This is a genomic window from Alteromonas sp. KS69 (assembly GCF_003989595.1).
GTDB classification, from domain to species: Bacteria; Pseudomonadota; Gammaproteobacteria; order Enterobacterales; family Alteromonadaceae; genus Alteromonas; species Alteromonas naphthalenivorans.
In genome coordinates, this window is the sequence record NZ_PYHU01000048.1 from 19,805 (window position 1) to 32,476 (window position 12,672).

Here is a 12,672-nt window from a genome sequence, read left to right on the forward strand (position 1 = left end):
AACGTGTTATCAGTATATGAATCTATACCTTATTATAGATTGCAGACCTTTTTACATTAAATCGGCTACTTATTGATTTTTAATTTATTTTTATTTTAATTGGATAAATATATCACAACAAAAAGCCCGGAAAGCATAGCATTTCCGGGCTTTTTGTTGAGTCTCTTGAGACTAGTTTTCAATCTTACACGGTGAAAGTTTCCAAATACGTTCTACATAATCTTTAATTGAACGGTCTGAGGTAAACTTACCCATCTTGGCGGTATTGATAATCGCCATTTTAGCCCAGCGCGCTTTGTCACGGTACGCCTCATCAATAGCAATTTGCGCATCGCAATAACTACGGAAGTCTGCTAGCACCATGTATTGGTCACCATGATCTAACAAGCTTTGCTTAATCGACACTAGCGCACCTGGCTTACCCGGCGTGAAGTAATCGGTTTCAAGCCAATCAAGAACCGCTTTAATTTCAGGATCACGGTAGTAGTAATCGTAAGGCTTGTAGCCGTTATCCTTCAGCTCGTGAACTTCTTCAACGGTTAGGCCAAAGATAAAGATGTTGTCATCGCCTACTTCTTCGGCAATTTCAACGTTAGCCCCATCAAGTGTACCTACGGTAATAGCGCCGTTAAGTGCCAACTTCATGTTACCGGTTCCAGACGCTTCTTTTCCTGCAGTACTAATTTGCTCAGACACGTCTGATGCTGGGATCATTTTCTCAGCAAGCGATACGCGGTAGTTCGGCAAGAACACCACTTTAATTTTATTGTTTACACGTGGGTCGTTATTGATTTTATCAGCCACTTTGTTGATGGCGTAAATAATATCTTTTGCCAACTTGTAACCCGGTGCTGCTTTCGCGCCGAAAATGAATACGCGAGGCACCATATCGTAATCAGGGTTTTCTAGCAGTCGACGATACAAGGCCATAATATGAAGCAAGTTCAAATGTTGACGCTTGTATTCGTGAAGGCGTTTAATTTGTACATCGAAAATAGCGTTAACGTCTACTTCAATGTCTAACGACTCTCGAATTTCATCAGCCAGCAACTGCTTGTTGTTAAGCTTCACTTGCATGAATTGCTTTTGGAACGTTTTGTTATCAGCGTACTTTTCTAGTGCTTCAAGTTTGTATAAGTCTTTTGGCCAATCTGTGCCAATTTTCTTATCAATCAATTTAGAAAGTTCAGGGTTACACGCTTTCAACCAACGACGTGGCGTAATACCATTCGTTACATTCGTTAATTTGCCTGGCCATAACGCATCGAACTCTGGGAACAAGTCAGACTTCACGAGTCGAGAGTGCATTTCAGCTACGCCATTTACCGCGAATGAGCCAATAACCGATAAGTGGCCCATACGTACCATTTTCTCGTTGCCTTCTTCTATAATAGAAAGCTTGGCTTTAATGCGGTTGTCGCTTGGCCATTTCTTATCGACTTCTGCCATGAATCTATGGTTAATTTCATAGATGATTTCTAAATGGCGCGGTAAGATTTTTTCAATCATACGTGCAGGCCATTTTTCTAAGGCTTCAGGTAACAACGTATGGTTGGTATAAGCGAACACTTTCGTGCTGATACCCCATGCTTGATCCCAATCTAGTTCAGCGCGGTCTACTAAGATACGCATAAGTTCAGGAATCGCGATAGCTGGGTGTGTATCATTTAATTGAATGACAACCTGATCAGCGAAGCGGCTCCAGTCATCACCATGGGCACGCTTGTAACGGCGAATGATGTCTTTTAAAGAACATGAGCAGAAGAAGTACTGCTGAATTAAACGAAGCTCTTTACCTGCTTGAGTTTCATCGTTTGGATAGAGTACTTTTGAAATGGTTTCTGCTTGTACGTTTTCACGCTGCGCATCTACATAACCACCAGCGTTGAATACATCCCAATTGAAGTAATCAGATGAATCTGACTGCCACAAACGCAACACGTTTACGGTTTTACCTTCATAACCAACGACAGGAATATCCCATGGTATCCCTTTAACAATTGAGCCAGGGTGCCATTCTTTCTGAATACGGCCGCTTTCGCCGTATTTGGTTTCTACATAACCAAATAAAGGCACTTCTTGAATTGACTCTGGGCGGCAGATTTCCCACGGGTTACCGTAATCGCGCCAACTATCAGGGCGTTCTATTTGAGCACCACTCTTAATTTCTTGACGGAAAAGGCCATGTTCATAATGAATACCATAACCAATTGCAGGCAATTCCATCGTGGCAAGTGAGTCGATAAAGCACGCGGCTAAGCGCCCTAACCCGCCATTACCTAGTGCCATGTCTGGCTCTTCTTCCATGATGTCGGTAATTTCAACACCAAGTTCTTTTAATGCGCCACTAGCCACATCGAACAAACCTAAATTTTGAAGGTTGTTCGATAACAATCTACCCATTAAGAATTCAGCAGAAAAATAATGTACTGCACGAGTATCATTGAAGTAGTGACTTTTTTGCGTTTTGCGAAGGCCTTCTAGTACCTGAGCCTGAATGGCTGCACAGGTAGCTTTCCACCATGCGTGGTTATTAGCCTTATTTTCATCCGTACCTAGCGTACAGTGAAGGTGCTTAACAATAGCAGCTTTAAACTCTGTCTTGTCTAGCGGTGAAGAGGGTTGCGTTTTGGCAGCTTTTGCATTCATTTTGCGTCTCACTCTGGTTGATGTGTACTAAAGCACACTCAATATGTAATTTAATTACAGAAAAAATCAACAATATGAGATCAATATAGCAGTGCTTAAACGATTTTGTTGTGATAATTTTGTTAAAATAACAAAAAACCGGATGAAAACGTATGCAATCATCCGGCGTTTAACATTGATTTAACAAACCCCGCCTTGAAGAGGTTGTTTTTTGACCTTATTTGATAATCTTACCCACTAAGGCTTCCGCTTCTTGAATTAATTCTTGTAAGTGAGTTTCACCTTTAAAGCTTTCTGCATAAATTTTGTAGATTTGTTCAGTCCCTGATGGACGTGCTGCAAACCAACCATTTTCTGTAGAAACCTTTACACCACCAATAGCGGCATTGTTACCTGGGGCGTGGGTTTGCACGGCAGTAATGGGCTCACCAGCTAGGGTATCGCTGGTTACTACCGAAGCATCCATAGCAGATAACTTCTGCTTTTGCTCTAAGGTAGCAGCCACATCTACACGGTTATAAACCGGCGATGAAAATTGCTCAGTTAATGCCTGATAGTGTTCACCTGGATCTTTCTTAGTCACCGCAAGAATTTCAGCAGCTAACAAACACAGGATAAAACCGTCTTTATCGGTAGCCCAAGTTTCGCCATTTCGCTGTAAGAAAATACCACCAGCACTTTCTTCACCTGCAAAACCAATTTCACTGTTAGATAAACCATCTACAAACCATTTGAAGCCTACTGGCATTTCAGCAAGGGGTTTGTCTAAGCTATTCGCTACGCGATCGATCATGCTGCTTGAAACCAGTGTTTTACCGATTTTAAGTGACGCTGGCCACTCGGGTCTGTGTGTATATAAATACTGAATGGCCACCGCAAGATAATGATTGGGGTTCATTAAGCCAGCACTTTTGCATACGATACCGTGGCGATCGAAATCTGGGTCGTTGCCCCATGCAAGGTCAAAATCATCTTTTAATTCGATTAAGCCCGCCATGGCGAAAGCACTTGAACAGTCCATGCGTAACTTGCCGTCTTTATCGCGGCGCATGAATCCAAACTGAGGGTCGACAGCAGGGTTTACAACCGTGATGTCTAATCCATATTTATCCGCAATACGAGACCAATAACCGATACCTGCACCGCCAAGGGGGTCAGTACCGAGTTTCAAGCCCGCTTTTGCGATAGCCTGCATATCAATAACCTGAGCTAGGTCATCAATATAAGGTTCCATAAAATCTTCTTCGCGCACTAACTTCTGGGCTCTTACGGAACGGATATCGATGCGTTTAACGTCTTTATTGCCTTCGGCAATAAGCGCGTTCGCACGATTTTGAATTTTGGTCGTCACGTCGCTATCAGCTGGGCCGCCATGAGGAGGGTTATATTTGAACCCACCATCTTCGGGTGGGTTGTGTGATGGGGTTATGACTACCCCGTCAGACTTCGCCGCGTTTTCTCGGTTATAACGAATGATAGTACGGGAAATTACCGGCGTGGGGGTATAACCTAAGCTTTCGTTGTCGCTTCGTTGAATTACCACATCAACACCGTTGGCACTGAGTACTTCGATGGCGGTGATCATGGCAGGTTCAGACAATGCATGGGTGTCTTTACCTATAAATAGCGGCCCGGTAATACCTTCTGCTTCACGATATTCAACCAGTGCTTGGCAGATTGCACTAATATGGGTATCGGTAAAAGTATAGTTCGACGCCGATCCTCTGTGCCCTGAAGTACCAAAACTTACTGCTTCAGTTGGGGCAGCGGCGTCTGGTTTGTAGCTGTAATACTGGCTAACAAGTTGTGCCACATTAATCAGTTGTTCAGGTGCAGCTGGCTTACCAGCCTGCGGATGTAAAGCCATGAAAAGTCCTTATTTTAAGTTAAGCGTTTATTTGCCCTCTGGGGCGAATCGACTTACTACCGTTTCGACGACATCGGGCTGATACCCTAATGTACGCAAAACTTGTTCCAGCATGTTTACTTTCTTCGCGGTATTGTTGTTGGTGACCACCCAAAATGGGCTATCAGGAATGGCTTTTGGATTAGTACTACTGCCATTTTCTAACAACGCCTCTTTGCTTGTAGCAAAATAGGTACGATTTTTACCAATAATCGATTTAACGTTTTCAAAGGTATCGCTATTTAACTTGTGCGCAGCACTTAGAATAAATAAGAATTGGTCGACACGTTTGGTAAAGGTCGATAACGCATCTTGAGATACCATACCCACAATATCATCTTTATTGTGATTTTCTATTTCAGTCACCGTTGGCGCCACTACGTCTTTTTTAACGGGCGCTTTGGCTGCAGTTGTTGATTTTGCAGCGGGTGATTTCGTCACTGGTGCTTTGGCAACGGTTGCTTTAGGTGCCGCTTTGGCCACCGGTTTAGTGGCTGGTTTCGCTTCTGCCTTTTGCGCCGAGGCGTTAGCGGTAGTGGTAGCAGCAACCGGTGCTTTCGCCGATTGTACTGACTCATCAGGTAGAGAGGCGTTGCTTGCACCCTTTATTTCACCGTCTTCAGGCAATAAAAGCCTACGTAAAATTTCTGATGCGCTCTCGCCTATATGTTTTGTTTGGCTGGCGATAAAGGCATACAAATCATCATCTATTTCAATGCTTTTCATAACTACTTCCTTAACAAGATGCCCCATTATAGACAACCGATACGCACAGCGCAGCACTATTTCTAACCTAGCCCTAAATTCGTTAAAACCAACATTAAAATGATGCTTTTAACGTGTTAAATAACCATGCTCATACCTTTGTATGGGTGTCAACTGCTATTTGAGCACTTTAGTTGCTATTATCAATACATAAGGGGTTAAAAAGGTAACGTTTTATCATGCGAAAAGAGATTCAATTAGTGCATGACGCGCTAAGTCAGAAGATTATCGGCAAATCTGAACAGTTAAAACTTGCGGTAACGTGTTTGCTAGCTCATGGTCACCTTCTTATTGAAGATTTACCTGGTATGGGTAAAACCACGCTTTCCCACGCACTTTCCCATGTATTCGGCCTTCAATATTCACGTATTCAATTTACGTCAGATTTACTCCCATCAGACATGCTAGGGGTTAACGTTTATCAAAGTCACAATGGTGAATTTCAATTTAGGCACGGCCCCATTTTTAGCCAAGTTGTTCTTGCCGACGAGCTAAACCGAGCAAGCCCTAAAACCCAAAGTGCCTTGTTAGAAGCGATGGAAGAGCGACAAGTGAGTATTGATGGCACCACCCATGCTTTACCTTCTCCCTTTTTTGTTATCGGCACGCAAAACCCGGGTTATCAATCTGGCACCTATCCGCTACCTGAGTCACAACTAGACCGCTTTTTTATGCGTATTTCCCTGGGCTTTCCGAACTGGGAAGCCGAAAAAGCCATGCTGAAACAATCAACTGACGTTCAGCAACAGATAGCCTCGTGTTTATCGCAGACCGATTTGATCACTATGCAAGATGCGGTTACCCATGTGCATGCTAGCGATGATGTGATTAATTATATATTGCGTTTAGTGACAGAAAGTCGCGCAGAAGGTCGCTACCCTACCCCGTTGTCGCCACGGGCTAGCCGAGCCTTATTGCAGGCCGCTAGGGCTTGGGCTTATATGCACGATAGAACTTTTGTGACGCCAGATGACGTGCAAGCTATATTCGTTGCCGTTACTGAGCATAGGCTTAGTGCAAGTACCCCTGAACATACGGGCACGTCGCTAAGTCAGCATTTACTGGATAGTATCGATCCGCTGGCGGCGTAATCCATGTTTAAAAAGGTATTACATAAGCATTGGCTCGCTTGGCTAGACAAACGTATTCCGCCACATTCTTCACATGCTCTGAATATGCGTTCGGTGTTTATTTTGCCGAGCCGTTTTGGCTGGGGATTTATCGTGATGTGTATGTGCTTGTTTCTATTAGGCACTAACTATCAAAACAACCTTATGCTGTTATTAAGCTATTTGTTACTTAGCGTAATGTTACTCACTTTGTTTTACAGCTATCAAAATTTTGCGGCTATTGCCCTTAGCGCATCCTCCCCCAAAACCGTATTTGCTAATACGTCAGCACACCTTACCCTCAATCGGATTAAGCACTCAGACTATAAAACTACGCCGGAAGGCTTATTGCAGGCGCATTGGCTTGAGATAAATAAGCTTCAACTGCCTAGGCGAAAAGATACGAGCACTATCTCCTTTGATATTGGCAATCGAGAACAGCGACTGACTGTTCCTTTATTACTTCACACTAGAGGTGAGCACAGACTCCCTCGAATTACCTTTAAAAGCGCCTACCCCTTCGGTTTGTATCATTGTTGGACTCACTTAGATTTCGACGTAAAAGTCATCGTGTATCCAGAACCCAAAGCTGGACCGGTGTGTGAAGTTGTTCACAACACGGAAGATGCCGTCGGTGGTAAAGAAGATGACCGACAAGGTAATGAAGACTTTTTTGCCCTCACCGATTTCATTGAAGGCGAACCGTTAAACCGCGTAGCGTGGAAGCAAGTCGCTAAAACAGGAAATTGGGTGGTAAAGCAGTTTAGCGAACAAAAAAGCGACGACGTGTATTTAAGTTTGCCGACTAACACCCCGCTAGAAGAAGGATTAAGTGCATTGACTCAAAAAATAGTGTCGATGCAATCGCAAGGTCTGCACTACGGTTTAAAACTAGGTAGTGCAACCTTTACCCCCAATAATTCTATTTCACACATGCATCAATGTCTGAAGGCACTGGCGACTTATCCCAACACACCTTTTGATGCTAGTTCGGCTAAGTCTTCGAGTCATGCATCTATCTCTCCGGCGGCTCCTCTTGCCGCGCAAGCCGCAGACAACAGTGATTTCCAAGGGCTGAGTAAATGAACCATAAAGCAAATATGCTGCTATCCACCTGCTTTATGGTACTAACCCTTAGCCTGCTTACCCCATTGCTAACTTGGGTGATATTACTTGCCATATGCGCGGTTATTATGCAAAGCGCGTTGTATTTTAGGTGGCAAGAATATAACCCAAGTAGCCGCACCGTAAATTTGTTAGCCGTATTATCCTTAATAGCGCTAGGCTGGTTCGGTCTTTCTATTGGTTTGCTCAACAGCATGATTAACCTTTTAGTGATTGCCTGCTCGCTGAAGCTTATGTTGCTTTCAAAAACGAAAGATTTTTTACAGCTATTCTGCTCGTGCATATTTCTGGTCGGCTGTGGTTTTATTTTTGCTTTAGGTATTGAAGCATGGATAGGCTATGTCGCGGTTATCGTTCTTTTGTTCACCGCATTGTCATTGGTATACGCCCCCGCGAGAAGTTTTAGGGGGTCGATGCGTAAATCGTCGATAATACTGCTGCAAGCATTTCCCTTGGCCGCACTGTTATTTGTAGTGATGCCGCAGTTTCCTCCTCTTTGGCAAATGCCTACGTCTAAGTCTAATGAAACAGGGTTATCAGATTCGGTCACGCCAGGGGATATTGCCTCGCTGGCGAGGTCGTCTGATTTAGCGTTCACCGCCACCTTTGAGCAACGCCCACCATTGGCCGAACAGCGGTATTGGCGCGCCATGACGATGGAAGCCTTTGACGGTAAAACGTGGACAATTAGCCCACGACGAAAACAAGCTGAGGCACAGCTTAAAACTATGGGTCGACGTGTCGCGGCGCCTTCAACTGACGCATCGCTTCCCCCCTCAGAAAACTATCAATTGATAGTAGAGCCCAGTAACCAACGCTGGCTGTATTCTCTTGATGTGTCGGCTGAAAACACAAATTTAGACAATCCTGAGATGCGGCGTCAGTTCAATTATGCATTACGTGCAGCGCGTCCAATTGTTGGCAAACGCGCGTTCTATTTAACTTATTATCCAGAAACGCCACGTGTTAGTGAGATATATGACTTTGATTATCAACTTAATATTCAATACCCCATGGACAGCAACGTACGTACTCAAGCGTGGGTAAAGCAGCTAAAAGCAAATGCGCACAGTGAGCGAAGTATTGCCGATGACATTCTACGCCACTTTAAAACCAACGGATTTAGTTACACCTTACAACCTGACGCTATGCCGAACTCGCCCATCGACACCTTTATGTTCGAAGCAAAGGCGGGTTTTTGTGCTCACTATGCCAGCGCCATGGTGTTTGCCCTTCGGGTTGCGGGCATTCCTGCTCGTATGGTGACAGGCTATCAAGGTGGCGAATTATTAAGTGACAACGTAATACAAGTTCGCCAGTACGATGCCCACGCTTGGGTAGAAGCATTAATAGACGGCGTTTGGGTCTCGTACGATCCTACTAGTATGGTGGCACCATCACGCATTACCTTTGGATTAGAACAAGCGTTAGCCGATTTTAATGAAACTCGCAGTGAAGGTATGTTTAAGAATTTAAATTCAGCTGAACTGTTTTTATCTATCAGAGGATGGTTTCGCCAACTTGATTATCAGTGGAGTAGATTAGTTCTGGGTTTTGATAATCAAACTCAAACTGATTTATTAAAAAAGCTTCTTGGCGATTTAACCTCTCAGAAAATGACGTTCTTCTTTTTGAGTCTTCTGGGGATAGTCAGTATTTTTCTGCTTGTGCTGTTCTTTCCTCTTAGAAAGAAGTCGACCGTGCCTGCACATCAACACATTTATTTAAACGCTGTTGAGTTGGTGTCGAATTTTACTAAGGTAGCGCGAGAGAACAAAGGAAGCACTGCATACTTCAAACAAGTGAAACCCTTTTTACCAACAAACGCGGCCTCGCTATTTAACTCGCTCACCCAAGATTTTGAACATGCACTATATCAAAGTGCTACAGATGAAAGTCGCGATAGCCGAAGTCAAAAAGAACGAGCAATGAAAGATACACTTGTCGCGTTAAAAAAAGACTTAAAGCAAACCAAAGCCATATAACGCTAGAGTCAGTCAATAATAAAAAGTGTGAGGTGGAATTTTTTGGTTTATTAACCACCAATTCGGTGCACCCTAGCACTTCATTTGCACCATTGTGGTTTAAAGCTGATCACTCCAATCATTTATTAGTGTAACTAAATAAGAATAACCCAATGATTTAATTAAAGTTATTATTAAAATGCTTTTTTGGCACTATTTTCGCTAATCTTTTAACAGTACGAGTCGGTTTGTAAACTGACTAACACAATCTATCGAATTGGATAAAGACGTCCACAACCTTCTTTGGAAACAGGGAATGGTGTGGACGTTTTTTTTTGTTCGTTTGTTCTATCGATGAAAGCAGTGATGTGGCTCGTTATTTTAAATAAATTACAAATCAGGGTGATTAATTATGGCTTATTTACTTCCCGCCGAGTTTGCTACGAAAATGGTAGATGCCGGTGAATCTAAAATTTACATGTCTACACGAGATACGCTAATCCGCGCATTTATGGCTGGCGCAATATTAGCGTTAGCGGCTGTATTTGCTATTACGATTGCGGTGCAAACCGGCATCTTCTTACTGGGGGCCGTTTTGTTCCCGGTGGGGTTTTGTATGCTGTATTTAATGGGCTTCGACCTATTAACGGGTGTATTTGTATTAACCCCACTTGCTTGGCTTGCTAAGCGACCGGGTGTTACCCCTAAACAAATTTTACGTAACTGGGGCTTAGTATTTTTAGGTAACTTTGGTGGCGCACTGACTGTTGCCTTTATGATGTCTTTTATTTTCACCATGGGTTACAACGTAGATGGTGGTGCTATTGCTGCTAAAGTAGCTAGTATCGGTGAAGCGAGAACATTAGGTTACGCAGAACATGGTACTGCCGGTTGGTTTACTATTTTTATTCGCGGCATGTTGTGTAACTGGATGGTATCACTGGGTGTAGTTGGCGCGATGATCTCTACTCATGTGAGCGGTAAAGTATTGGCCATGTGGATGCCTATCATGCTGTTCTTTTTCATGGGTTTTGAACACTCTGTTGTAAACATGTTCTTATTCCCATTCGGTCTTATCATGGGTGGTGAGTTTTCTATCATGGATTACTTCGTGTGGAATGAAATTCCAACAGCGCTAGGTAACCTTGTTGGTGGTTTAGCGTTTACAGGTTTAACGATTTACAGCACACACGTTAAAACTGCACCTAAGCGTAAAATTGCTGTTGCTGAAAAAGCGCCAGCAAAAGCCGCTACAGTATAAGTTAGCAAGCCCGGTACGTTTCCTCTGTATCGGGCTTTTTTAATATGCAGATTCAATCCTTATCACTTCACTATAGCGAATGCAGTAGCGCCGGCGTTAAGCCAATAAATCAAGACGCTTGCGATGCGTTTATTCCAGCTAGTAACGACCCAGCTTTAACATTAAAAGGCGCCGCCTTTGCACTTGCCGATGGCATAAGTAGCAGCACGGTTAGCCAAATAGCCAGTGATTTAGCAATTAAAGATTTCATAAAACAATACTTTTGTACCCCTGAAACTTGGGGTGTGATGCAAAGCGCTAAAACCGTAATACAAAGTATTAATGCCACTTTATATACCAAAACTCAGCAAAGCCCTTTTTGCTATACCCCTGATAAGGGCTACGTATGCACTTTTTCTGCAGTTATCGTTAAAGGCGATACGGCACATATATTCCATGTTGGTGATGCTAGAGTCTGTTTGTATTCTGACGATAGGATACAAGTCCTTACCCAATCTCATCGAGTAGACCACTCACAGCATGAGTCTTATCTCGCTAATGCGCTGGGTGTGCATGCGAATGTCGACATTGATTACCTCGCGGTCCCGCTAAAAGCAGGCGATACCCTTATTCTAATGACAGATGGCGTTTATGAATATGTTTCATCCCCTACGCTTGCCTCACTTATATCGCCGATTTATGCGTCTGAGGATGATGCTTCTGCTCATAGCACTTCTAGTCAAAAAACTGCTATTTCAAAAACTTCTATAGCAAAAAAGAGCGCCAAGCCCCTCGCGCAACGCCTTGTAGATCTTGCGTTAGAAAACAACAGTGATGACAACGTTTCTTGCCAATTTATAACAGTAGAGAGCGTGGGCGATGGTAAGTTTTTAACACCGGAATATGCTGTTGATGAAACGTCAGCTCCCATTATTAAGCAGTTGAATGTGGGAGAGACGATAGATGCCTACCGCATTGAGCGACAGCTATACCAGTCGGCTAGAAGCCATGTTTTCCTAGCGTGGGATGAAAATAACAAAGCACATATCGTTATTAAAATACCGTCTACTGAACTGGCACAAGACAGCCACTACCTTGAGCACTTTGCATTAGAAGAATGGCTGGCACGACGAATTAAATCCAACCATGTAATTAACGTACCTACTCGTATTCAGCCGCCTTCATGTATGTATACCATTAGCGAATATATTGAAGGGCAGAACTTAACCCAGTGGCTAACTGATAACCCTAAGCCAGATGTTGAAAAAGTACGAAGTATTATTGAGCAGGTAGCACAAGGCTTAATGGCCATGCACCGAGAAGGACTTCTCCATCAAGACATTCGCCCTGAAAACATCATGATCGAAGCTTCAGGTAACTGCAAAATAATAGATTTAGGTTCTGCCCGTGTTGCTGGCATTAGTGACGCATTATTTGAACACGAGAGTGATATTATGGGCACCGCAGCTTATGTTGCTCCAGAATACTTCTTAGGCGATAGCGGCTGTGATCAATCCGACCTTTATTCTCTTGCCGTACTCACCTATTACTTACTCAGCGACCGCTTTCCTTATGGCACACAAGTAGCTAAAACCCGGACCGTGGCGGCGCAGCACAAACTCAAATATCAATCGGTGCTTGATGATAGACGGCCTATTCCAGCTTGGATAGATGCCACGCTGAAACGAGCATTACAGCCTAATCCTGAAAAGCGTTTTGCTAGCTTATCTGAGTTTACCTATCACCTTCGACACCCTAGCCCCGCTTTTCTTAACCGCGTGACCGCGCCATTAATACAACGTCACCCACTTAAATTCTGGCAGGGACTGTCCCTGCTGTTAGTTATTAGTAATGTAATTACCTTCATACTGCTTTATGGCAACAACTAACTTTTATCAATAACCCGTATCACTC

The 12,672-nt window shown here is 43.5% G+C and carries 8 protein-coding genes; 5 read left to right on the plus strand and 3 right to left on the minus strand.

Annotated features, from left to right (window positions below; genetic code table 11):
- Window positions 1-171: 171 nt before the first annotated feature.
- The 3 genes from C7Y69_RS19400 to seqA all read right to left on the minus strand — a co-directional run bounded on the left by C7Y69_RS19400 (window position 172) and on the right by seqA (window position 5,281).
- Window positions 172-2,649, minus strand: coding sequence for a glycogen/starch/alpha-glucan phosphorylase (locus tag C7Y69_RS19400; RefSeq protein ID WP_126873879.1), 2,478 nt, complete (start codon window positions 2,647-2,649; stop codon window positions 172-174).
- 217 nt (window positions 2,650-2,866) lie between these two features.
- Complete coding sequence (pgm, locus tag C7Y69_RS19405; protein ID WP_126873880.1) at window positions 2,867-4,516, minus strand: phosphoglucomutase (alpha-D-glucose-1,6-bisphosphate-dependent); 1,650 nt, start codon at window positions 4,514-4,516, stop codon at window positions 2,867-2,869.
- Window positions 4,517-4,543: 27 nt separating this feature from the next.
- On the minus strand, window positions 4,544-5,281 hold the full coding sequence (seqA, locus tag C7Y69_RS19410) for a replication initiation negative regulator SeqA (protein WP_126873881.1): 738 nt from the start codon (window positions 5,279-5,281) through the stop codon (window positions 4,544-4,546).
- A 218-nt stretch (window positions 5,282-5,499) separates the two neighbouring features.
- Between seqA and C7Y69_RS19415 the strand changes: the two genes are divergently transcribed.
- The 5 genes from C7Y69_RS19415 (at window position 5,500) to C7Y69_RS19435 (ending at window position 12,647) form a co-directional block, all read left to right on the plus strand.
- The gene (locus C7Y69_RS19415) at window positions 5,500-6,411 is read left to right on the plus strand and encodes an AAA family ATPase (RefSeq protein WP_126873882.1); all 912 of its coding nucleotides are present in this window, start codon (window positions 5,500-5,502) and stop codon (window positions 6,409-6,411) included.
- A 3-nt stretch (window positions 6,412-6,414) separates the two neighbouring features.
- Window positions 6,415-7,515 (plus strand): DUF58 domain-containing protein, encoded by a 1,101-nt coding sequence (locus C7Y69_RS19420; protein ID WP_126873883.1) that lies wholly within the window; start codon window positions 6,415-6,417, stop codon window positions 7,513-7,515.
- On the plus strand, window positions 7,512-9,539 hold the full coding sequence (locus C7Y69_RS19425; RefSeq protein WP_126873884.1) for a transglutaminaseTgpA domain-containing protein: 2,028 nt from the start codon (window positions 7,512-7,514) through the stop codon (window positions 9,537-9,539). Before C7Y69_RS19420 ends, C7Y69_RS19425 begins: the two co-directional genes overlap by 4 nt.
- Before the next feature lie 391 nt (window positions 9,540-9,930).
- On the plus strand, window positions 9,931-10,779 hold the full coding sequence (locus C7Y69_RS19430) for a formate/nitrite transporter family protein (protein ID WP_013784673.1): 849 nt from the start codon (window positions 9,931-9,933) through the stop codon (window positions 10,777-10,779).
- Window positions 10,780-10,823: 44 nt separating this feature from the next.
- Window positions 10,824-12,647 (plus strand): protein kinase domain-containing protein, encoded by a 1,824-nt coding sequence (locus tag C7Y69_RS19435; RefSeq protein ID WP_126873885.1) that lies wholly within the window; start codon window positions 10,824-10,826, stop codon window positions 12,645-12,647.
- The last annotated feature ends 25 nt before the right edge of the window (window positions 12,648-12,672 follow it).